Origin of the sequence: Haloferax prahovense DSM 18310 (assembly GCF_000336815.1) — an archaeon.
In the GTDB taxonomy this organism is placed as follows: Archaea; Halobacteriota; Halobacteria; order Halobacteriales; family Haloferacaceae; genus Haloferax; species Haloferax prahovense.
In genome coordinates, this window is the sequence record NZ_AOLG01000056.1 from 90,251 (window position 1) to 112,091 (window position 21,841).

A 21,841-nucleotide genomic window follows, 5' to 3' on the forward strand; every position below is an offset into this window, starting at 1 on the left:
TGCTATGGTGTTGCACTATATTCGGTACGCTTCGACGGCGTCTCGGTCGACCGAGATTCCGAGGCCGGGTCCGCGCGGTGCGGGGAGACAGCCGTTTTCAACTTCGAACGGCTCCGCGATGACGTCGCCCTCCCACGCGTAGTACGTCGAGTCCGGGGGGAGCGAAAAGCCCGGTATCCCGCTTACGGCGTGGAGAATCGCCGCCGTCCGAATCCCGAGGTCGAACGCACAGTGGTGAGTGAACGGCACGCCGGCGTCTTCGAGTATCGCCGCCTGTTGACGGATACCGCTGATGCCGCCGGCCGGGGTGAGGTCGATAACGCCCACGTCCATCGCACCGGCCTCGACGAGCGAAGAGATGTTGTGTGGTACGTAGGTGTCCTCATTCGGGGCGATGGGCTGCCGAAGGCGCTGTCGCAATCGTGCGAGCGACACGTGGGAGTCCACCCGAATCGGCTGTTCGAGGTACTGCAGGTAGATACCTTCGTCTTCGAGCATCGCGCCGACGCGAACTGCCTGGTCGAGCGTCCAACCCTGGTTCGGGTCGAGGCGGAACTCCAGTTGTCCGTCCGTCTCGTCGTGCATCGCCTTGATCCGCGCAACGTCCTGTCGCCAGTCCCTCCCCGCTTTCGTCTTGAGCACGTCGAAGCCGGCGTCTAGTGCCTCACGGGCCTTCACGCGAGACTCCTCGGGCGGCAGGATTCCGAGACAGAACGCGACCGGGACTGGTCCGGGGGTCCGGGTGCCGTCGGCCACGTGGGACCTGTGCTGGAGCGTGCTCTGGGTCGGCGCGGTCCAGCCGCCGAGCAGTTCGTACACGGGTCGGTCGAGCGCTTTCCCTACGATGTCCCAACAGGCCGTTTCGACGGCGGAAAAGAACATATCGACGTTCGTGTACTCGACGAACACCTGTCGGCGAAGGCGTTCGATTTCGAACGGCGATTGACCGACGACCATCGGCCCGATACCGTCTTCGATGAGCGACTCGGTCGCCGTCGGCGAGAGAAACACGCGCATCTCGCCCCAGCCTTCGATACCCTCGTCGGTGTCGACGCGGACGAGCACGCGCTCCATCGATTCGAGTTCGCCGTGATTCGTGGTGTACGGGGCGATTCCGAGATGCTCGTCGGTACTCGTTAGCGGAACGTCGACAGTAACCGCTGTCACGTCGGTTATCTCCATACAAACGCTTGTAGGGGGCGACAGTATGAAAGTATCGTTTGTTACAGACTCGCGTCCGTGGCCTCCCGAATCCACGACAGCGATCGCTCGGGCAGCAGCCCGTAGTTGTAGAACGAGACCCGCGGCACGTCGACGGCCCGTAGTGAGTCGACGATGTCGACGAGCGTGTCGCCGTCGTGTATCGCCGGGTGGCCCGGGAGGAGTCCGACGTGTAACGGTCTGTCATCGGTCACCGCATCGACGCTTCGATAGGCGTCTATCACCGCCTCACGTGAGGACTCATACGCTGGCAGACAGAAGTAGTCGACGTGCTCGGACAACTGGTCGAGGTCGGCCCCGACCATCCACTCGCGGCCGGGTTCGGGCGCGCCGACGTAGTATCCGAGCGGCGTCGACCCGCTCTCCGCGGACAACTCCGCGTAGAGCGTCGCCAGCGTTTCTTCGCGCACGTCGACGTAGTCGGCGACCGCGTCGTGCTCGCGGAGCCACAGCTCGGGTGAGAGTCCGTGCGGAACGGTTCCGTCGACGATTTCGTCGAGCGTCTGTGCGACGGTGTCCCGAGCTGAGTCGACGTCGACGCCCGCGTCCGACGCGGTTGCCCGACAGTGGTCGCAGAAACACAGTCCGAAGAGGAACTCACCGAGCGTTCCCAGCCGAGCGTGAATTTTCTGGTGGTGCCAACCGAATCCCGTCCCGTAGAAGTAGTCGAAGGTCTCGAGTTCGATTCGGTCGAAGTGGGCCGAGTCGGTCAGGTCGCGGACGAGTCCGATGAGGTACTCCTGTACGTCGGGGTTCGTCGGGCAGAGGCCGAAGACGAGGTCGTCGCCGTGCGCGGAGGTCAGCGTCACGTCTCGGTGGCGCATCCCGAGCCGCGAGTTGTGGCAACCGACCGTCCACGAGTTCAACCGGACGTTCTCGAGGCCGTCGGCGATTTCAGCGACCCAGTCACCGGTCATCCCCTCGTACGGAACCGGTTCGAGGCGGCCGTAGCCGCCGCCAGGGCGGAAGTACGAGCTCGCGTGTGCGAAGAAGGTCCGTCGCTTCGGGTTGTGCGGCGCGAACGCCTGTACGGCGTGATAGTTCGTCGCGAGGGTCACCTCGTCGACGCCCAGTTCGGCGATGCGAGCGCCCGTCTCTCGTGGTCCCGTATCGAGCACGTCCCACGGGTACGCCCAGATAGCGAACTCCATAGCGGGTCGTCACGCGGGTCGATAATAAATATACAGGAGGGCCGTTACTCCTTGACTGCGCCGGCGGTCATCCCCGCCACGATGTACTGTTCGAGGAACGCGAACAGGACGAGGAGCGGGATGATACCGATGACCGAGACGGTGAGCATCATCCGCCAGTCGGTCTGGAGCGCGCCGACCATCGAGAAGACCCCGCGCGGGATGTTGTACTTCCCGCTGTCGGTGAGGAACGTCAGCACGAACAGTAGCCGGTTCCACGCGTACAGGAACGTGTAGGTGATGCTGGCGACCAGCGCGGGTTTGGTCAGCGGAAGAACAATCTTCGTGAGTACCTGTAACTGGCTGGCACCGTCGATGCGGGCGGACTCTTCCAGTTCGACGGGAACGGTCTTGAAGTAGCCGTAGAGCATCCAGATGTTGAACGGGAGGGTGAACGCCGCTGCGGGGACGATAACGGCCAGGTACGTGTTGAACAGTCCGAGTCGGCTGATGACGTCGAACAGCCCCACGATGAGCACCACGGGGGCGAACATCTGGACGACGAGGACGGCAAGCAGGAACGTCCGCTTGCCCACGAAGTCGTTCCGCGCGCAGGAGTACGCCGCGGGAATCGCGAGCAGAAGCGTCAGGACGACGGTTCCGAGCGAGATGACGAAACTGTTGGCGATCCAGAGGAGCACGTCGGTCTGCGTCCAGACGTCCACGTACGCCCCGAGAGACGGCTGGGACGGCACGAGCGTCGCCGGCGCGGAGAATATCTCCGACTCCGGTTTGAACGTACTGGAGAACATCGCGTAGAACGGGAACATCATTATCCCGAGCAGGGCGATGAGCATGCCGTAGACTCTGACTCGGCGCAGTCCGCCCTCGTCGTGGCCTGCCATCGTCACAGCTCCTCACCTCCGCGGGTGTAGACCCTGAGATAGACGACGGCGAACAGGAGCAACAGCAGGAACCCGATGACGCTGTAGGCGGCGCCGAGCCCGAGGTTCCCGTTCTGCAGGCCGACCTGGTAGATGTGTATCACCAGCGTCGCAGTCGTGCTAATCGGACCGCCGCCCGTCATCGTCCAGATAACGTCGAAGCTGACGAAGGTCCAAATCGTCGAGAGGAGCGTCGCCATCAGGATGACGCTCTTGAGCTGTGGGAGCGTGATGTATCGGAACTGGTGCCACCGCTCGGCCCCGTCGATGGCCGCGGCCTCGTAGAGGTCCTGCGGAATCGACTGCAGACCCGCGAGGAAGATAATCGCCATGAACGGCGTACCGATCCAGATATCCGCCACGACGACGCCCAGCCACGCGATGTCTGGGTTCCCGAGAATTCCGATACCCTGCTCTATCACGCCGAGTTTGAGCAGGATGGCGTTGAGATAGCCGAACTGTGGATGCTCTATCCAGCGGAAGACGACCGCAGAGATGGCGTACGGAATTCCCCACGGGATGAGAAACGCCGTCCGGAAGAACTTCCGACCCCGAATGTCGCCCTTGAGGTGGACTGCGATGAGCAGCCCGAGTAACGTCTTCCCGGCGACGCCGACCGCGACCCACCGTCCCGTTTGCCAGAGGAGACGGTAGAAGATGTCGCTGTTGAAGATGTCGACGTAGTGTTGCAACCCGACGAACGTCTCGATAGTCGAATCGGCGGGAGATCGGTACAGCGACAGGCGGAACGTCTCCAGTATCGGGTACCCGACGACGGCGACGAGGAACACCGCAGCGGGCGCTATCAAGAGGTACGCGCGGCGATTCCGCTTGACGTGCGCGGCGGACTGTGCCAGTCGCGAATCGTCGCCTGTCTGGGTACGTTCTTCAGCGAGGCTCATATCGTTGCATTAGTTCATCGCGTCTTCGAGGTCACTCTGGGCGTCGTTCAAGGCCTTCTGCGGACTCTTCTGGTCGGCGAGCGCTTCCTGTATCGCTTGGACCATCCGGTCGTTGAACTGGCTGAAATTGCTGAGCTTCGGCCGGGCACGGGCGTACTGTCCCGCCTCGACGAACGGCCCCCAGTTCTTCGACTCGGAGAAGTACTCCCGTTCGCCGACCGCCTCGACGACCGGAAGGAAGCCCTTCTGCTTCGAGTACTGGAAGCGGCGCTCCTCGTCGAAATAGAAGCGAATGAGGTCTCGCGCGACGTCCTTGTGTTCGCTCTGGCTGAAGATGCCCAGGGTGTCGATGGTGAACAGGCTGTACCGGCCCGCGGGGCCCTCCGGGACCTGGACGATACCGTAGTCGAAGTCGACCTCGCCGTTCTCCTGTGACTCGGTTATGTTGAGCCCCGTGTACACGTGCCCGATGACCATCCCGAGGTCGCCGTTCTCGAACAGTTGACGGATGTCCTGTCGGGTCGACGAGAGCGGCGAGGACTGCGTCACGCCGTGTTCGAGGTGGAGGTCGGTGTAGAACGAGAGCGCCTCGACGGCGCCGTCCGAGTTGACCACGGGCATCCCCTCGTCGTCGACAAGGTCGGCACCGTGCGACCAGTGGTAGTGGTAGTACTGCGACCCCGTCTCGATGGCGTCGGCGCCGGCGAGGCCGAGCGCCGGGATATTCACCTCGTCGCTCTCGGTGAGGGCCTTCGCCGCCGCGAGCATGTCTTCCCACGTGTCCAGCGCCGGGGTTTCCGGGTCGAGACCGGCGGCCTCGAACGCGTCTTTGTTGTAGTAGAGACACTTGTTCGACGCGGCCCACGGGACGCCGTAGTGCGAGCCGTTGTACATCGTGCCGTTGGCGACCCCCTCGGCGAACTTCTCGCCGAACTCGCCGTCCATCAGATCGTCGACCGGTTCGAGCGCGTCCTTCCCGACGAGTTGTGGAATCCACCGGGCGGGCCAACGGCTCACGTCCGGGGCCTGGCCGCCGTCGACTCGGTTGTTCACCGTTTGTCGTGCGTTGTCCCAGGTTACACTCGTGAACTCGACGTCGACGTCGTACTCCGACTCGAAGGCGGCGTTGTTCTCCTCGAAGAACTGCTTGATGTTGTCGCCGACCCCCATCGTGAGAAGTTGGACGCTCTGCGTGTCGTCCCCACTCTCACCGCTGCCCTCGCCATCGGAGCCGCTTTCGCTTCCGTCCCCGCCGCCGGTACAGCCGGCGACGGCGATCATGCCACCAGCGCCGAGCGCTTGAAGGAGCCGCCGACGGTCCAGAGTCTGTCCGCTAGCTTCTTCTGTGGTATTCTCTCGCATCATCGCTACCAATTGCGCCCACATATATAATTGTTTTTATTCATATTTTATTTTCATTATGATTGTCGGGACTCACGCGTTCTGTTCGTGAACCGCATCGAGCAGCGAGGCGAGCTCCTCGGCGATAATCGACCGAATCCGCTCTCCCTTCTCGGCGCTCGCCTCCTCGGGGAGTCCGATGGCACCCGTCTCGGAGTACGCGTCGAACGACCGGTAGACGCTCACCGAGCCCCCGTCGAGGAGGTCCTGTCCGCCCCAGCGGTACGACTCGTGTAGCGGTTCACCGTTCCGCGTGGACGAATCGCCGACGAGGTCGGGTCGGACCGCAAGCATGAGCGACGTTTCGAACTCGCCCCCGTGGGCCATCCCACCAGTCTCGGTGTCTCGAAGCGCCTCGATTCGGTCAGTCGCCAGCTCGAAGTAGGTCGTTCCGAGGACCTCGGCGTCGGTCTCGACGCCGACCGTGCTGACGACGGACCCGATGAGGGGACCGTTGCCGCCGTGGCCGTTGACGAACAACACGGCGTCGAAGTCGTTTTGAAGTCCCGTGTTCGCGATGTCCTCGAGCGTCGCGCGAATCGTTTCGAAGTCTAACGACAGCGTCCCGCCGAAGGTGAGATGGTGCGGTGAGAACCCGCTCCAAACCGTCGGCGAGACGACGACCGGGAGACCGTCGGTCTGCTCGACCGCGGAATCGACCATCGCCTCGACCAGGAGGGAGTCGGTCACCACCGGCAGGTGTTCGCCGTGCTGTTCGATGCTCCCTACCGGAATCACCAGAACCGACCCCGGCTTCGCTCCAACCTCTCGAACCTCGGCCGCGGTCATTCCCGCCCACTCGTGCTCTCGTCGTCCGATTGAATCATACATCATGTCAGGCGGAGTCCGTCAGTTGCGTCTGGCTCACCGGTACGCGCGCGCCGTCGCTACCAAAGAGGTGCATGTCGTCCACGTCGAACCCGAGCGTTATCTCGTCCCCGACGGTCGGTCGGAACTCGCTTTCGACCCGCGCGACGACCTCGGACGAACCTCGGGCCGTCTGCAGATAGAGGAAGTTGTCCGAGCCGACCGGTTCGACGACGTCGACGACTGTCTCGACGTAGCCTCCCTCACGATTCGGCGTGAGGTCTTCCGGTCGGACGCCCAACGTGTACTCACCAGAGGGAATGTCGACGCCCAGCGTGAACTCGAAGCTCGGCGACTCGAAGCGAACGCCACCGTCGTGGTCCGTCGCGGTCACCTCGAAGAAGTTCATCGAGGGCGACCCGATGAACCCGGCGACGAACTCGTTGTTGGGCTCGTCGTAGCACCGCTCCGGGGGGTCGACCTGCTGGAGTTTACCGTCGTTGAGGATGACGATACGGTCGGCCATCGTCATCGCCTCTGTCTGGTCGTGAGTGACGTATACCGTCGTGACGCCGAGGTCCTCCTGAATCCGTTGAATCTCCGTCCGCATCTGCGTCCGGAGCTTGGCGTCCAAGTTCGAAAGCGGCTCGTCCATCAGGAACACGTCGGGGTCGCGCACGATGGCTCTCCCGAGTGCGACCCGCTGTTGTTGACCGCCCGAGAGCTGTTTCGGGAGGTCGTCTAACAGCTCCGAAATCTCCAGCATCTCGGCGGCGTCCTCGACGCGGTCCCGGACCTCACCGTCGCCCTCCCCGGCGAGACGTAGCCCGAAAGACATGTTCTCGCGGACGGTCATGTGGGGGTACAGCGCGTACGATTGGAACACCATCGCGATGTTCCGGTCCTGCGGCCGCACGTCGTTGACGACGTTCTCGCCGATGGCGATTTCACCTCCGGTGACGGTCTCAAGCCCCGCCACCATCCTGAGCGTCGTCGACTTCCCGCAGCCGGACGGCCCGACGACGACGACGAACTCCCCGTCGTCTACGGTGAGGTCCAACCCCTCGACGGCGAGGATGTCCCCGTCGTACTCCTTACTCACGTTCGATAGTCTTACCTGGCTCATGTCGACTGAGGACTACTCCTCAATCCCGCATAATAAATGTTGGTAATGGAGGCGAACGCCGAGCTCCCAACCGTGTTGAATCGCATTCGGCGCCGCTGCGACCTTCTCGACACCCCAGTCGGCAGGTGAAGCGCCTGTCCAGTCGTCGGTTCTCGCCTCCCCTCGCGTCTAACCGAGTGACTCGGCGGCGGTCCCCCGCGATGTCACCACTGCCGACGCCCGTATTCAACACGGTCGAAAGTGCAGAACCTCGACGTACGCCTACACTACCGTTGACATTCGTCGAACACGCCTTCTCAACCGGTATTTCGGCCTGTTCACCGGACGCGGCTTCGCTCCCGAATTTGACGTGTTCGGAAAATACGTGTCGATATGAGGTAAAAATAGCGTGCCACTCGCTGTACTTTTTTCTGTGGTAAATACTCGAGGTTTTCTTTCCGAGAGAGTTGAATTCCAGTTGAACAGGGGGAAACTACTTTCACCGAGTGCGGGAAAGACCGTACCATGTCCGATGGCAACGTCAAAACAATACGCGCGGTCGAAACGACGTTCGAGATTCTCGACGCTCTCAGCGGCGTCGAACCGGCCGGCCTCTCGGAACTCGCGTCGACGGTCGACATCCCGGCAAGCACGATTTACGTCCACCTCAACACGCTCGTCGAGCGGGGTTTCGTCGTCAAAGACGCCGGAGAGTACCGCCGCTCGTTTCGCTTTCTCGAGGTCGGCGGAGACATCCGGCAGCGGGTCGACATCGCTCGACTGCTCAGGAATAAGGTCGAAGAGCTCAGCCGAGTGACGGGCGAGATAGTCGGCGCCGCGGTCGAAGAAAACGGGAAACGGGTCATTCTGTATCGAAGCACCGGGGAGAAGGCCGCGGCGGACGAGATTCCGATCGGGAATCGCACAGAGATGCATTGGACCTCGCTCGGAAAGGCGATCTTAGCGTACCTTCCCGAGGCTCGCCGGGCGGAAATCGTCGAGCGACACGGCCTCCCGTCGGGGACGAACAGGACCGTTAGCTCGCTGGCGGAACTCGAAGACTCGCTCGCGCGGGTCCGTAAACGGGGCTACGCCATCGACGACGAGGAACACCTCCGCGGTATTCGAGGTATCGCCGTTCCGCTTCTCGATAAGAACGGAGAGGTCAAGGCGTCTATCGGCGTGACCGGGCCCAGAGACCGGTTCACACCGGCCTACATGGCGGAGCTACTGAACGTACTGCAGTACAGCAAAAACGAACTCGAAGTGCGTAACCAGTACTCCGAGTACACGACCATAGACGGGTGATTACCGGCGCTCGTTGTAGCTCTAGAATTACGATACTACGTCTGTAATTCCTTGCGACGCAATGCTACGGATATCGCTCGTCTCGGGTTTTCATCGGCTTTCCGAGCGAGCGAACCGGTAAAACGACTATACTCGATATAGTCACTTGCACAATTAGTATTGTAAATACTGTGAATAGATGTTCGGAAGTAACCACCTCCGTGTCGCTGGCGGATCAACTGTCTAGTGGACGGTTTGGTACATGGCTAGTCTCACACTCCGGTGCTCTCCGTGCTAGTCTGGCGCTTAAAAATCAGACAAAACCATATATCATCACATATATGACCATAAATTACAACTCGTAATTTCTGTACGACTCACGAGAGTTCCCTCGTCAGCATGGCTTGCCAACTTTTGAGTACACATAGATAATGAATAGGGCAGTTATTATTGTATTAATCATGCAATACAACTGGCTCAGAAATAGCTGCGAACTCACTCACCAAACCGCTGACGGAGCGCACCGAGTTCCGTTCGCGTGTTCACGTTCGCCATCGAGGCTTCGAGCGAGAGGGAGTCGGGTACCGACGACGGGCCGACGCGGTCGACGGAGGTTCGATCTCACTGCTCGCGCCCCGTAGCATACGGCCGCCCCGGAGAGGACACTTGAACTGATATAGCCGACCGCGAAGAGGCCGGCCGATGCCTCGGCGAAATCCTCGAACGTGAGCCAATTCTCCCACGACGGTTCCGCATGGGAGAACCCCTTGATCCCGTCAGCGGCGACTCTCGTCACGAGACGTGGGGAAGTCCATCGGCGGTAGAGCCTGCGGAGTACGCCCCACCCTCGCTGTTGGAGAGGTCTGGGCCGCCCCAGTACGCACCGGGCGTGCTACCGACCCACGAGGAGACGAGCGAGCCATCGAAGCCGAACTGCCCGATATACGCGTTGTTGTTGCGTGACCGACGTGCGCTCTGTATTCAGCACGAAGTCGGCAAACTATCAGCTGCTGAGGATTTCAACAGAGCCTCCACAACCTAAGTGAGGAACAACAAACCACCGGTCTCACGGTGAATCGGAATCCTGTTTCGACCGGTACCTAGCTCGTCGAACGACGAATGTGCCAACCAACATCGCGATTACTGTAAGTACAACGCCGAATCCCGGTGAATCACTAGCCGTCGTGGCTGGCTCGTCAGTTGTGTCTATCGTGTCCGTTATGTTCGATTCGGTTGTCGTGGCTGGCTCGTCAGTTGTGATTGTCGCGTCGGTCGTGTTTGCAACTGGAGCCGCTCCGATTACGAACGTCGACAGTCCTGGCGATGTGGCTTCCAACGTATACTGCGCATCAGTCTCCTCGACGATAGTGGTCGGCAACCGGTTCCACTGAGTCGTCTCGTCGCGGTAAAGCGCGACAGAGTCGAGATCGAGGTCCGACTCGGCGAGCCGTGACTTGCGGAGACTAACGGTGAATGTCAAGTTTTCGACATTCTCGTCGGCAATCGTGTGGTCAACGGTGATCGTCCCCACCGACTGCGCTCCTGTCCCAGCGGTAAACGACGGCTCGGTTTCGTCGCTTCCGGCGTCGCCGGTCGTGATGTCGAGTTCGAAATCCGAGCTGTCGTCGATGTTCATCCGCAGGCCGGTGAGCGATAGGTCGCGTTCGGCATCATCAGAACTGGTGTCGCCGAGTCGGATCTCGACCGGCTCGCCAGTCGAGGGGTCCGAGACGTCGACGCGCCACGTACCCTTCCCTTCGTCTCCGGCGGTTACGCGAACTTCGGGATCATTACTGGACGACGAGGACGACGAAGACGACCCCGAGCGACGGGGTGCGGGTTCGTCGACGCCGATAATCGTTACCGTGATGACCCCACGTGCAGTGTCACCGTCGACATCCGAAACGGTGTAGGTGAAGTTGTCTGTCGTATTCTCCCTATCGTCAAGGGACTCGAACTGCCCGTTCGGATCGTACGTCCAGCTTCCGTTCCCGTAGACGGTGAGGTTCGCCCCCGAGCCGAGCGTGAGGACTATCCCGTCGCTGAACATCGTGCCGTTGACCGCCGTCAGTGAGTCGCCAGCGTTGGTAGCGGTCCCTAGTTCTAGGAGGTCGACGCTCTCGCCGTCGGCGATCGAAAGCACGGTGTCCTCGCGAGTCGTTTGTGAGCTGTTGTCGGGTGCGAGCCGGGGTTCGGCAGCATCGATCACGGTAACGGTGAGTGTCTCGGTAGTGTTGATACCGAACTCATCAACCGCCTGCACGTCGACCACGTACTCGTTGTCTCCGTCGGCATCGGTCGCGTTCTCGAAGTCCGGTGCGCTGTCGAACGAGAGGGTGCCGGTGGTGGCGTTGGTGCTGAACGCTGATCGATCCACCCCACCGACAAGCGAGTAGGTGATGTCGGTATCGTTGCCGTTTCCGTCGGTGGCGTTCACGTCGGCTGCAATGACGGTGTTTTCGGCGACGGTCCAGTTCTCACTGGAGGCGAACGACGGCCCCGTGTTGTCGACGGCGAACGACTCACCGTCCGTATAGCTCCCGTCGGTACTCCCGGCTGCACCGGATTCGACCAGCGCGTTACCGTCGGCGTCCGTAATACTGTCGTCGTCGACGAGGTCGACTCGGAGGTCGCCCGTGCCCGAGACGGTATCGACGGTGACGATGTATCGGCTGTCAGCACCGGTAACCGAGATGTCGTCGTCCCCGTTGGCTGTTGTCGCAGTGCCAGTCGTTGCAAGCGTGAAATCGTCGGCGTCGACGCCGGTAACCGGCTCCGAGAACGTCACGGTGAGGTTCACGCGTTCGGCGGTGGTTGCCTGAACGTCTGGGTCGTCCCGGCTGATGGACTCGACGACTGGCTTTGCGATACCCTGGGCTCGAAGCTGCGCCGTCCGGTCGATGCCCCGCAGTATCGGATAGCCGTCCATCGCCGCGTCCGTATCCTCGCGTTCGACCATCTCCCACGTGTTGGTGAAGTCGAGGCCGGTCATGTTCGTCTCCGCACTCGTCCCCTGCATCTCGGGAGCGGGGGCGGTATCGGCCGTCGCTCCGAAGCCGCTGACGTCGGTGAAGGTTATCGGGTCCCACCCATCCCCCGTACTCACACTCTCCTCGTTCGTCGTTCCCACGTCCCAGTAGGCCTGCTCCACGGTAGTCGGGTCAACAGTGGAGCCACCGACGAGGCCACCGATCCCCTGTGTCTCGTCGTCGACACTGAGGGCTCCAGTGGCGTACGAACGCCGAACCGTCCCTCCGGGGTCCGCCTGGAACGACCCGAGTACCCCACCGGCGTACCAGCTCGCAGTAACCGTGCCAGTGGCGTAGGAATCCGCTATCGTTCCCGTGGAGACGCCGACCAGCCCGCCAGCGGACGTGCTGCCCCCTCCTCCGTCGACGGCTCTTGCAGCGAAGGAGCGATTGACCGTCCCCTGGTTAAAACCGACCAGTCCGCCAAACCAATCGCTTCCACGAGTCGGTTCTCCAATCGCGTAGGAGCGACGAACCGCCCCATCGTTACGGCCGACCAGGCCGCCGACCCGCTCGGTCCCGGTAACCTCACCAGTGGCGTGAGAGTCCTCGACGGTCCCATCGTTATACCCGGCGAGCTGTCCGGTCCTTCTCGCGCCGGTGACGGATCCGCCCTCGAGGCCAACCGCCCTGATCGTTCCCACCGGATCGACCTCACTGAACAGACCAACAGAGTATGTCCCCGCTCGGTTGATGGTCAGTCCCGAAATCGTGTGGTTGTCACCGTCGAAGGTGCCCGTGAACTCGTTGCGTTTGTCACCGATCGGGTCGAATCCATTGCTGCCGTCCCATGTGGATGTCTCGGTCGCGTTGATATCTCGGATCAGGACGTAGTTGTTCCCGAGTCCCTTGTCCTCGATACACTGGAGTTTGTCCAGCGTGTCGACCTCGTAGTACGTTTGCCCCGAAATGGTCTGATTCGTCCACGAAATAGCGCTACACTGCGAGGCGTCCGGCATATCGGCGGCTGCCACCCCCGCGAAGACGGTGACACCGACACCCAACGAAACAACGAGGAGTGTTATGCCCACGAGTACGCGGCGACCGCCCGTCGTGCCCATCAGACACTCACTCCGTCCAACCTTCGGCTGCGTCGACTGCGGTCGACGGCCGCCCGTACCGCGGTTTTATTCATATATTCAGTACGAATTCAACCGCAAGTATAGTCATTGACTGAGACGGTGTTTCACGGCATGAGACATCTGTCATTCAGACAATTAGAACCGCAACCACAGCCGCGTGGCGGTGACACCGACACTCCGGCCACACGGCGTGATACACTTGGAGGAGACGAAATACGTATCATTCATAGCCACATGATAGTCGTATGAATCGCTACAGTCGTGATCCCGCCCGACTGTTGAACCACCACCCACTGTTGGCTGCGACCCGCAACCGGCCGCTCGACCGGTCGGCGCTGGAGATTGAACTCGACGTGTCCAGAGCGACCGTCTATCGCCAGACCGCCGCGCTGGTCGACGAGGGACTGCTCGAACGGACCAACCGGGGGTACCGGACGACCGGCGCGGGAGCGGCCGTTCTCGACGCTGCCGACCGCTTCGAGCGCTCGCTGGCGGCGGCCGGCAGGCTGAAGCCACTGCTCGAACACCTCTCGCCGCCTGCCCTCACCGAAAACCTCCACCTCTTCGCTGATGCGACGGTGATGGCAGTCGACTCCGAGTCACCCTACGCCATTGAGCAACACCTCGAATCCGTCATCAGCGACGTCGACGAGCGAATCTACGGGGCTGCAACGAGTTTCGGCTCGCCGGTGACGCTCGCTCGGACCGTCGACCGCGTTGAGGGAGGCGTCGACTTCGAGTGGGCCCTCCCGCAGGCGGTCCTGGAACGCCTCGAACGCCAACACGGCGAGTTGCATGAAACAGTACGAAGCCACGAGAACGCTGCCGTCTATGTCACCGAGGACGTGATCGACCTCTCGTTGTACGACGACACGCTCGTGCTCACAGGGTTCGACACCGACCGAGGGACACTGGCGGCCGTCGCCATGACCGACAGTTCTGCAGCGGTCAACTGGGCTTTCGACGTCTTCGAGGCCCACCGCGAGCGCGGCGAGCGACTAACCTAAGCGGGCCACGGCGATGCTACCACCGAAACCCACCGGGGAATACCCTTCTCGCTCCGTGTTGGGTGATTTTGAGTCGCTGATTTTCATTACTCACGAGGTACTGTCTAGTTAAGCCAGTTTAAGCAACGAGCGGGTCGTTGAGTGAGTTGGTCAAGATGCTCGAAGACCTGCTCGCTTCTCAAACTGGCTTAATTAGACAGTACCAATCTGCGAGGCACGGACCGATTCCGGCCTCAGACACCTACTGACCTCCACATCCAATATAAACCCACACATTACTAACCGGTGGTGGTCACCTCGACCACCGCTTCCGGCGAAAGCCTCAGTGACGGCAGGATTGACGGAGAACGTGAATGTGTCTTCAGGAGATCAGCCTACAGTTTGGAGAGAAACCTCGTCCGCACCCGTTCGGGCCGATAAAGAGCTATTCACTCACGAGAGAGTTCTTCGTAGATCTCTTCGTGTTCGTCAAGGTCCTGCCGTCCAAGGAATCGGATCAGGTACCGTCGAGCCTCCTCCGGCGACATGTCCTCCGGAATATCGGGGACCTCACTTTCAGTGGCCATTCTTAGCTCTCACTTGGGGAGTCTCCGTCATAACCATTCGGTTCGTCTTCATTCTCTCCCTCGAAATCCTCTGGACTAACGTCGTTGGGAAGTACATCGACATCTTCGATGCGGGAAAGCCAGAGCTCAATCGTCGCCGCATATTCGGGTGCAAGCGGCTCGGTATGTTCTCGAAGTTTTGATAAATAGGGTGAACAAGTTCGGAGTTTTTGGTCGTCTAGCACGAATCAGAACTGTGGTCTCTTCGACCACTCGCGGATGTCGTCGATCCAACTGCGTTAGATTCGTTGTTCGACCCGCGGTACGATGGAACACCTCGGACGGGCGGACGCCTCTCGTTCGTTTATAATAATTGTTGTATCACGATCGACAATGGCGAGTATCTCACGCTCCAGTTGCTCGAGGACCGTTTCTGCGACGAACGCGATCAAGAACCTACCGACAGTTGCGTCCGCTGACGGAGTAGCCAATAGCCGCTCGTCGCGAGATCACTGCTTGGGATCACGGACGGTCAACAACCCCCGAGCCATGAGTCGCCGGGCGATTACGACCAGCCCGTTCCCGAATCCTTCGCCGAATATCGCTTGTTCATCCTTGGTGTCGGGCATGAGCGAACTCACGAGAATCGTCGAGCGGTCGACCAGCAGGAGCCGGCCGATCGCCGTCTCGTCTTCAGTAACGTCCACACCGTGTAACACTCTAACCCAGAGATGACTGTCGTATCGTCCGGCACGGCCGTCTGGATTTGCTCTTGAAGCGACTCCGTCAGCGCGCCGATGAGAAGGTCGACCCCGCTACTGACGTCGTTGAGAGTGGCAACGAGATCATCGGTCAAGAGTGACTCGTCACCGACGACGAGAACGACCTCCTCGGATGCGTCCTCGATGAGTTGGTCCGTCCGATTTTCGATCGCGTCCCGCCCGGACATCGCCCATATCTGCTGGACAGGGGTTTCGTCGTCCTCCTCGACGATTTCGACCGTGCCCAGCGCATCGTGGAGTCGCTCGAAGCGGTCTTCGTACTGGTCGCGCAAGGTCTCGGTCGCCTCGTCGAGCGGAACGGCCCGGAACTGCTGCGGGCTCGAATGCTGAATCTCGACCAGGCCTTGTGCCTCCAGCGCTCGAATCGCATCGTACACCCGCGTTCGGGGAACCTCTGTCATCTCACTCAATTGCTTTGCTGTTCCCGTGCGGAGCGGTGTCCTCGTCGGCTCTGACAGTATGCCCCGGTGGCAATCGAACATGTCGCCCCCTCGTCTATCTCTTCGCTGCCGCCGGTGTAGGTGACGGTCAATTCGTCGCGTATCACGTCTCCCCGGTGAGGCGACTGCCAGATATCGTTTTCCAGTCCTCCGAGAAGTCCTGTGATATGCCCTTGGTGAGTGTGAAATATTCTGCGACGATGTCCCCATAGTCAGTTGCATCACCGAAGTCCGTTGGGGGCGAGCGATAGCAGCAGGGCTGTCGGTTTCAGCTGAAATGGCTTCGTTTGCTAATCAGGGATTCGGCAGCGATACTTCTCCAGGGAGCGAGTCGAGCACCGCTTCGACCTGTTCGTCAGGATGGTACCGGACGGTACCAGTTGTGTGTTCGAATTCGACGACACCGTAGTCCGCTAACTTCGGCAGATGCGTGTGGTGGAATTGGATGGCGAGTTTGTCCCGATCCTGCGGTGGACCGTTCTTGGAGTCCGAAGCTCGCCTGTGTATCTGCTCGACGAGGTCATCGAACGTCGTGGCCCCGGTAGCCTCGTGGCGCAAGTGGTGGATGATCCGACGTCGATGCTGGTCGGCGACAAGGCGGAGACACGCGTCGAGACTGTGGGTCATCATAACTGTGACACTATCTACCGTGGTGCATCAATTATAGCTATTTTCACACTTGGGAAAGTTTTGATTATGTGAGTTACATTCACTGGACGTACGTGTCAGCAACAATAGTTCATTGGATGTTGTTGGCATTCGAGAGCCACGTCACCCAGTTAATCAAAAATTGTCTGATTATTAAAATATCGTCACTTGATGCAGTCGGAAGGCGTTAGTCCCAGTGTCCGCTCACCAGCGGAGAGATTTCACATGGTACGAAACCCATTCCGATCACGTCGAGAAACGCGGCGCCGAGCGCGAGAAGCGGTCGACTCCGAGAAGGCGAAACACGTCCTTTCGGAAGCCGCTGAGGAAGATGTCGAGCCAGATGCGGAGGCTGCAGAGGCGCTGAGAGAGGCGGCAGCCGAGGAAACAGCCGAAGTCGCTGAATCGGCGGCTCGCCGCGCTCGCCGTCGCGGTCGCAAGAACATCACCGCCGAAGACGTGGCACAGGCGAACGAACGACATCAAGACCGCGAAGAACGTGGACGGCGCCGATAACGATCGACCGCAGACCCGTCCCCGCCAGGTCCTCCCGAGTGACTAAACGATGCCAGAATGCAACGACTGCGGCGCGTTCGTAACGTCACGATTTGCCCGCGTCTTCGGGGACAACGAAGACAACATCTACGGCTGCCGCGCCTGTCTGCCAGTCACAGCACTGATCGACGGACATGCGGCACGGGACCCCTCGTGACGCCGACGAACGCTTCGGCTCTCGACCGACGTCTGGTGTCGGTACGGTAATTGTCAACAGAAAGATGACAACGACACGCATCTCCGTTTCAGAAGCAACGCTCTACGTATGCCGTGATTGTGGAGACGGCATCGAAGACCTGAAGACACAGGCAAGTGCCTGCAGTGTGGGGCGCGGTTGGTGAACAGTAGCGTCCCACACGACGGCTAAGAGACAATCGTTCCCATCACGCGCTGTGTGCGTTTCCGTGCCAAATGAGCTACAGCACGGACACCGACCGTCGAGACCGAGCAGATACTCAGAGTCATCACCAGCGTTCGCGTCGCCTAGAGCTACCGTACGAACGTCGATTTCCACGGCCGTTCAGCTAAACTCTGGCCGAGTCCCCAGACGAACGACATCTGCTTCGCTGTTTCCGAGCCGTCGATCCAAAGTTGTGTGTATCACCGAGAGCAGTTGGAGTGGGTCTACAGGATGAACGTGACGATGGCAAGAACGACGAAGATGATGACCAGCCAGTTGGCGATGTCCATACTGAGTCCGGCGACCCCCCGAGCGCCGAGCACCGCTGCGGCGAGCGCGAGTATCAAAATGGCTTTGATCGGCACAGCAAAGAATTGGAATGACTCACCAACGAACGAATCGAGGTTGCAGAGATTCTCGACGATGAAGATCTCCTGATCGAGGAGTCGAGTGTGAGCCGGACGGGCGGGGTTCTGGTGGTCGTCAGCGTTTAGCGTGTCTACCCCGACTAAGGAAACGTCTGCGTCGATTAGTCTCTCGATGACGCCCTCAGAGATGTAGGGGTAGGTTCGGTACTCCTCTGAGCCCCCAGTTCTTGTCCCATCCAAAATTGAACAGGACGGCGGAGCCTTCGAGGTCAGCCTCTCGGGAAGCGCGTCGACAGTCAATTCTTCGTCGCCGGCAAGTTCTCGGGCATCGACGATCGTCCCGGGCAGTATCAGTTCGCTAATTTCAAGCTCACTAATGTCGCGACCCTCTGGATGCCGATGATACGGCGAATCGAGGGACGTCCCCATGGACGTCTGGAACCGCATCTCGGTGACCTGCTGACAGGGCGAACACCGCCGATGTTCGTCCGTCGGCGCAAGTGACGATGGCGGGTAGGTGGCACCACTTGGAATTGGCTACGGTCGCATTCGTACCTGTCATCTAACCCTACCACAGTGTGTCGAACGACCAACGTCGGTGGGGTGAGAGGATACCACAGCCACGGTTACGCAAGGAACGATGCCGGAAATGACCCCTCTATCAGCCGACGATCGAGTCCGCTCGTTCCTGAACAAACAGGTCAAGGACGACCTTCGAGCCGCCGAGTATGACCGGCCCGACGAACAAGCCGATTGCCCCAAACAGAACGACTCCCCCGAAGATACCCACGACGATAGTCGCGACGTTGATCGCCCCACTCCGGTTGATAATCGCCGGGCGAAGATAGAGGTCCGAGGCGCTGACCACCGACCCATAGGCAAAAAACAGTATCGCTGTAGCGGGGCGACCGATTGCGAACAGGTAACCCGAAACCGGAAGCCAAACACCGAATGCTCCAACGAGCGGGAGCAACGTGAGAACAAATGTCGCCACAGTCAAGAACACGGCCCCGGGCATGCCAACGAGCGCTAGCCCGATGCCGAGTAGTACCGCTTGGACTCCCGCGACAGCGACGTTCCCGATAACGGACGCCCACATGAGAACGTCAAGCTCTCTGATAAGTTCCCGCTCCACACGATCAGAGAGCGGGACAATCGACTTTAGCCATGTGACGAACTGTTCACGGTCTCGCAATAACGCAAAGAGTACGAAGACCGTCACGGTGAGACCGATCAGCACACCAGGGAGACCGCCGACAATGGTCACCGCGCCGGTTGCAAGACGTTGTAACCCGGTAGCGATTGGCGCTTGATACGTCGCATACAACAGGTCGAAATCGATCACATAGCCAATGGCTTCGAGTCGGTCCTGAACGATGTCAAGACTGAGTCCCCCTTCTTGGAGGGCGGTTAACAGCTCCAGACCCTGCTGAATTGCGACCGTAAGAAGATACGCGACCGGGATGAAGAAGACAAATACTGAAAGCGAAATCAGGGTGAAGGCAGCTGTAGTTGCGCTCGTGTGACGCTCGAGCATCCGTTGTGCGGGAGCGAGGACGTATGCGAGGACGATCGCGAGCAAAATATACTGAAGCTGTGTGAACACGAAAAGTAGACCGAGAACGCCGCTCACTACCGCCAAAATCGACAGTACAGCATGGTCCGAAAACCAACGTTGACGGTCTCCCCGTTCAGTCATATTCAGTATAGAGATTCCCCTCATGCTTGAGTTGTGTGCACAGAATTGGGCTATCTGCCACTGGTCGTCACTTGCTCCGAGTACTGTCACGTTTCACGTCAGATTGAAAATCAGTGATAATCTGACCCACTGCTTGCGGAAATTTCTCGGAACAACGTTCTTTCTTGAAAACAATCGGGATCTTGATCGAAGCGGTCGATAACGCAGATATCGCTGACCAAAAACACTGTCGAAAATCCCAGTCATCGGAGAATGTCTGTCACTCCCGTTATGTCACTTATTACCTTCCCGGACGTAGTTGGCAGTATGAACCGCAAGATTAAATTCAGTGACATTTTGAGCTTGCTTGATGAGATTGAGTATCCCATCGGGCGGACGACAGCATCTGAAGAGCTTTCCGATGTTAGGCTGGTATTGGCCGACGGTGAGACAAATCTAGGCAAATTGGTTTCTCAGACCTCCCGTGAGTCGTTCGAATCGGCTACCGATATTCAGTCGGAGCTCCACAACGTACTCCCACGGGAGGCAGTCGGGGATCCATATCAATCTGAGGGGGACGCGTGATATCCTCTCGCGGCTGAAGGCGCGGGCCTCCCACCCGGTGTTGGCTGGGCAGGTCAATCCTGACGATTGGGCGTTTAAGATTTGCTGGACAGTCAGCCAGTGACTTCGCCACGAAGCCGTTATTCGCACCTCGAAACGAGCTTCGAGTCACCTGATTGGTTAATGGCTGTCGGCGTGGTTGGCTTATATTTTGGTTTCGACTAAGAACCGCGGCGAGCACCGAGTCAACCACCAGTTCTCCACGAACGCGTCTCGATGTGGTAGTTTGTGACTCGGGTTGTCGGATTCATCTCGTGTCTGAAGCACCACTATTCTCCTTGAATCTCTATAACTACCGTATTTGAACGATGGCAGTCACTCTGTTGATGCAACGGTGTTAGTCCGCCCGTTCCGTCTGGCCCGTCCCGATTCCAATCGCCGCCCGGACATTCGATACACCGTGCTCAAGAAGTTCGTGAGCACTTTCACGACGTTTGACGAATAATCCGACACTGAGGACGGCGTAGACAACAGTATAGGCGTAGAGGATGGAAATACTGAGGGTCGTTGCGGTCGGTCCAGCGTAGGTCTGAATCACATAGAACTCCGTAAGAACTTGTGTTGTAAACAGGATGAGCAACACAACTGCCTCACGAATACTAATCTCGAAGTCTGTCAGGAGAGCAATTGCAAAGAGGCTCTGGGCGGCGGTGATCCAGATCTCTGCTGCCTGTTTCGAATCGAACGAGAGTGTCCCGATTGCACCGGCTGAGATGGAGTAGACGACAGCAAGTGTGCCGATGAGCAACGTCCACTGATTAAGCTTTGAGGAGATGAGTGCGTTGAATCCGGCAGTCGAGCGCGCTTTGTTGACGAGGTAGGCGACGACGATAAGTTCGGGGCTTTCTGAGGCAAGCGGTGCAAACCACTGAATCATGAAGAACTTGGGAATGCCATACTGGAGCCCCAACTGTTCCAGCCCCTCGGCGAACGGGTGGACGGCAGTGAAGATTACCACACCTGAAAACACGAACCCAAAGAGGACGACCGCGATGCGAGGTCCTTTCGGATATTGGTGGAAGTATGCAGGGACACCAATGTGTTCCTCGGACGCCCCAGCGCCACCACGAATCGCGACAAAGATATACAGCAAGAACAGTCCGACGAGAAAGAGTGTATCAAGCGGCCCAATACCGCCACTCAGCGGGATGAAGAACGCATACGTAGTCGCGACAAGTAAGAACATGATTTCAGTTGCAATGTCCCGGTCGAGACTGACCACGTCCGCGAGGAATCCCGAGCGGTACTCAACCGCCGGGTCAGCGGTGCGCTTTGCGAGGTAGATAGTGAAGAATGCGATGCCCGACCATCCGAGACCGATGAGAATGCGGTTCGCACCGGTCATATTGGCCACTGCGAGGTTAGCAGCCTCACTTGAGCCAGCACCGGCCTGCCACGCGTAGAGGGCGTCAACGGCGTACTCGGGAGCCACGGCAAGCACCGCCAGCACCGCGATGGCGAATGCCTGCGGGACGTCTTTTTCAGCGGTCTCTGCCCCCCACGCGAGCAGGAACGCTGCACCCACGAGTGCGAGGCCACCAACGAGGACGGCCATACCGGGTGTGATATTCTCGCCCGGGTGCACAGTTCCGTACCCACCAGACGCGACGAACGTCCCGATCCACGGCACTGTCAATACCAGCGCAACGGCGACCGCGACGAGTGGGTGGCGTAACCGATTGAGCACTAATCCGATAACGTAGGGCAGATACCTACTTCTTGCGCCCAAGTAGTCGTCTCTCCGGACGCCTCGGCGTCCTCTGTAGATACCGCTTCCAAGGCTGTACAAAGAGGAGCGATGCGAAGCCAGTTCTGATATGGGCGAGGATGGTACGTTCGCGCGCTAACCGGGTTCTCTCCTAGGCGAGCCTATTTGAACATCCGTT

General features: G+C 59.6%; 19 protein-coding genes and 2 pseudogenes. 5 read left to right on the forward strand and 16 right to left on the reverse strand.

The window, feature by feature from the left end:
- Window positions 1-15 precede the first annotated feature (15 nt).
- The 7 genes from C457_RS17760 to C457_RS17790 form a co-directional block, all read right to left on the reverse strand.
- On the reverse strand, window positions 16-1,182 hold the full coding sequence (locus C457_RS17760) for a mandelate racemase/muconate lactonizing enzyme family protein (protein WP_008096821.1): 1,167 nt from the start codon (window positions 1,180-1,182) through the stop codon (window positions 16-18).
- 41 nt (window positions 1,183-1,223) lie between these two features.
- The gene (locus C457_RS17765) at window positions 1,224-2,372 is read right to left on the reverse strand and encodes a hypothetical protein (RefSeq protein ID WP_008096825.1); all 1,149 of its coding nucleotides are present in this window, start codon (window positions 2,370-2,372) and stop codon (window positions 1,224-1,226) included.
- A gap of 44 nt (window positions 2,373-2,416) precedes the next feature.
- Window positions 2,417-3,262 carry a carbohydrate ABC transporter permease gene (locus C457_RS17770; protein WP_008605944.1) on the reverse strand — a complete coding sequence of 282 codons (846 nt, stop codon included), beginning with the start codon at window positions 3,260-3,262 and terminating at the stop codon, window positions 2,417-2,419.
- Entirely contained in the window at window positions 3,259-4,197 is a 939-nt protein-coding gene (locus C457_RS17775) for a carbohydrate ABC transporter permease (protein ID WP_008096826.1), read from the reverse strand. The genes C457_RS17770 and C457_RS17775 overlap by 4 nt, the downstream gene beginning before the upstream one ends.
- Before the next feature lie 9 nt (window positions 4,198-4,206).
- Complete coding sequence (locus C457_RS17780; RefSeq protein WP_008096827.1) at window positions 4,207-5,478, reverse strand: ABC transporter substrate-binding protein; 1,272 nt, start codon at window positions 5,476-5,478, stop codon at window positions 4,207-4,209.
- A gap of 153 nt (window positions 5,479-5,631) precedes the next feature.
- Window positions 5,632-6,432, reverse strand: a complete 801-nt coding sequence (locus tag C457_RS17785; RefSeq protein ID WP_049913702.1) for a creatininase family protein — start codon at window positions 6,430-6,432, stop codon at window positions 5,632-5,634.
- A gap of 1 nt (window position 6,433) precedes the next feature.
- The gene (locus C457_RS17790) at window positions 6,434-7,531 is read right to left on the reverse strand and encodes an ABC transporter ATP-binding protein (RefSeq protein WP_049913703.1); all 1,098 of its coding nucleotides are present in this window, start codon (window positions 7,529-7,531) and stop codon (window positions 6,434-6,436) included.
- Between the two features lie 504 nt (window positions 7,532-8,035).
- Between C457_RS17790 and C457_RS17795 the strand changes: the two genes are divergently transcribed.
- Window positions 8,036-8,818, forward strand: a complete 783-nt coding sequence (locus tag C457_RS17795; RefSeq protein ID WP_008096833.1) for an IclR family transcriptional regulator — start codon at window positions 8,036-8,038, stop codon at window positions 8,816-8,818.
- Between the two features lie 1,045 nt (window positions 8,819-9,863).
- Here C457_RS17795 and C457_RS17800 read toward each other — a convergent pair.
- Window positions 9,864-12,887, reverse strand: coding sequence for a GLUG motif-containing protein (locus C457_RS17800; RefSeq protein WP_008096835.1), 3,024 nt, complete (start codon window positions 12,885-12,887; stop codon window positions 9,864-9,866).
- A 266-nt stretch (window positions 12,888-13,153) separates the two neighbouring features.
- On the opposite strand from C457_RS17800, the gene C457_RS17805 reads away from it, so the two are divergent.
- A complete protein-coding gene (locus tag C457_RS17805) occupies window positions 13,154-13,915 on the forward strand; it encodes a helix-turn-helix transcriptional regulator (RefSeq protein WP_233517308.1) in 762 nt (253 codons plus the stop codon).
- Between the two features lie 428 nt (window positions 13,916-14,343).
- Here the strand turns inward: C457_RS17805 and C457_RS20730 are convergent, their stop codons facing one another.
- Window positions 14,344-14,481 (reverse strand): hypothetical protein, encoded by a 138-nt coding sequence (locus C457_RS20730; RefSeq protein WP_008096838.1) that lies wholly within the window; start codon window positions 14,479-14,481, stop codon window positions 14,344-14,346.
- Between the two features lie 287 nt (window positions 14,482-14,768).
- On the opposite strand from C457_RS20730, the gene C457_RS19865 reads away from it, so the two are divergent.
- Window positions 14,769-14,939 (forward strand): hypothetical protein, encoded by a 171-nt coding sequence (locus C457_RS19865; RefSeq protein ID WP_239640779.1) that lies wholly within the window; start codon window positions 14,769-14,771, stop codon window positions 14,937-14,939.
- Window positions 14,940-14,969: 30 nt separating this feature from the next.
- On the opposite strand, the pseudogene C457_RS17810 reads toward C457_RS19865, so the two are convergent.
- The 3 genes and pseudogenes from C457_RS17810 to C457_RS17820 form a co-directional block, all read right to left on the reverse strand.
- A pseudogene (locus C457_RS17810) lies at window positions 14,970-15,724 on the reverse strand (TrmB family transcriptional regulator).
- A gap of 252 nt (window positions 15,725-15,976) precedes the next feature.
- The gene (locus C457_RS17815; RefSeq protein WP_008096841.1) at window positions 15,977-16,312 is read right to left on the reverse strand and encodes a DUF7344 domain-containing protein; all 336 of its coding nucleotides are present in this window, start codon (window positions 16,310-16,312) and stop codon (window positions 15,977-15,979) included.
- A gap of 264 nt (window positions 16,313-16,576) precedes the next feature.
- Window positions 16,577-16,813, reverse strand: coding sequence for a hypothetical protein (locus tag C457_RS17820; protein WP_008096842.1), 237 nt, complete (start codon window positions 16,811-16,813; stop codon window positions 16,577-16,579).
- An 82-nt stretch (window positions 16,814-16,895) separates the two neighbouring features.
- Between C457_RS17820 and C457_RS21260 the strand changes: the two genes are divergently transcribed.
- On the forward strand, window positions 16,896-17,042 hold the full coding sequence (locus tag C457_RS21260; RefSeq protein WP_449271579.1) for a DUF7563 family protein: 147 nt from the start codon (window positions 16,896-16,898) through the stop codon (window positions 17,040-17,042).
- A gap of 467 nt (window positions 17,043-17,509) precedes the next feature.
- Here C457_RS21260 and C457_RS20990 read toward each other — a convergent pair whose 3' ends face one another.
- The 3 genes and pseudogenes from C457_RS20990 to C457_RS17830 all read right to left on the reverse strand — a co-directional run bounded on the left by C457_RS20990 (window position 17,510) and on the right by C457_RS17830 (window position 19,376).
- Window positions 17,510-17,650 carry a DUF1328 family protein gene (locus C457_RS20990; RefSeq protein WP_239640783.1) on the reverse strand — a complete coding sequence of 47 codons (141 nt, stop codon included), beginning with the start codon at window positions 17,648-17,650 and terminating at the stop codon, window positions 17,510-17,512.
- A 129-nt stretch (window positions 17,651-17,779) separates the two neighbouring features.
- Window positions 17,780-18,100: pseudogene (locus tag C457_RS20995) on the reverse strand (cyclase family protein); the annotation flags it as partial.
- Between the two features lie 214 nt (window positions 18,101-18,314).
- Window positions 18,315-19,376, reverse strand: coding sequence for an AI-2E family transporter (locus tag C457_RS17830; protein WP_394295179.1), 1,062 nt, complete (start codon window positions 19,374-19,376; stop codon window positions 18,315-18,317).
- Between the two features lie 282 nt (window positions 19,377-19,658).
- Here C457_RS17830 and C457_RS17835 point away from each other — a divergent pair, with 282 nt between their 5' ends.
- Complete coding sequence (locus tag C457_RS17835) at window positions 19,659-19,916, forward strand: DUF5789 family protein (protein WP_049913718.1); 258 nt, start codon at window positions 19,659-19,661, stop codon at window positions 19,914-19,916.
- A 376-nt stretch (window positions 19,917-20,292) separates the two neighbouring features.
- Here the strand turns inward: C457_RS17835 and C457_RS17840 are convergent, their stop codons facing one another.
- Window positions 20,293-21,642, reverse strand: coding sequence for a sodium:calcium antiporter (locus C457_RS17840; RefSeq protein ID WP_049913704.1), 1,350 nt, complete (start codon window positions 21,640-21,642; stop codon window positions 20,293-20,295).
- Window positions 21,643-21,841: the final 199 nt, after the last annotated feature.

Coding starts and splice junctions, on each gene's coding strand:
- C457_RS17760 (WP_008096821.1), bottom strand. CDS start 1,182: ATGGAGATAACCGACGTGACAGCGGTTACTGTCGACGTTCCGCTAACG.
- C457_RS17800 (WP_008096835.1), bottom strand. CDS start 12,887: ATGGGCACGACGGGCGGTCGCCGCGTACTCGTGGGCATAACACTCCTC.
- C457_RS17835 (WP_049913718.1), top strand. CDS start 19,659: ATGAACCGCAAGATTAAATTCAGTGACATTTTGAGCTTGCTTGATGAG.
- C457_RS21260 (WP_449271579.1), top strand. CDS start 16,896: ATGCCAGAATGCAACGACTGCGGCGCGTTCGTAACGTCACGATTTGCC.
- C457_RS17775 (WP_008096826.1), bottom strand. CDS start 4,197: ATGAGCCTCGCTGAAGAACGTACCCAGACAGGCGACGATTCGCGACTG.
- C457_RS17820 (WP_008096842.1), bottom strand. CDS start 16,813: ATGTCGTTCGTTCGCCTGTGCCACGTCTTCGGCGGTGATGTTCTTGCG.
- C457_RS17830 (WP_394295179.1), bottom strand. CDS start 19,376: ATGAGGGGAATCTCTATACTGAATATGACTGAACGGGGAGACCGTCAA.
- C457_RS17805 (WP_233517308.1), top strand. CDS start 13,154: ATGAATCGCTACAGTCGTGATCCCGCCCGACTGTTGAACCACCACCCA.
- C457_RS17815 (WP_008096841.1), bottom strand. CDS start 16,312: ATGATGACCCACAGTCTCGACGCGTGTCTCCGCCTTGTCGCCGACCAG.
- C457_RS17785 (WP_049913702.1), bottom strand. CDS start 6,432: ATGATGTATGATTCAATCGGACGACGAGAGCACGAGTGGGCGGGAATG.
- C457_RS17765 (WP_008096825.1), bottom strand. CDS start 2,372: ATGGAGTTCGCTATCTGGGCGTACCCGTGGGACGTGCTCGATACGGGA.
- C457_RS17780 (WP_008096827.1), bottom strand. CDS start 5,478: ATGATCGCCGTCGCCGGCTGTACCGGCGGCGGGGACGGAAGCGAAAGC.
- C457_RS17795 (WP_008096833.1), top strand. CDS start 8,036: ATGTCCGATGGCAACGTCAAAACAATACGCGCGGTCGAAACGACGTTC.
- C457_RS17790 (WP_049913703.1), bottom strand. CDS start 7,531: ATGAGCCAGGTAAGACTATCGAACGTGAGTAAGGAGTACGACGGGGAC.
- C457_RS20730 (WP_008096838.1), bottom strand. CDS start 14,481: ATGGCCACTGAAAGTGAGGTCCCCGATATTCCGGAGGACATGTCGCCG.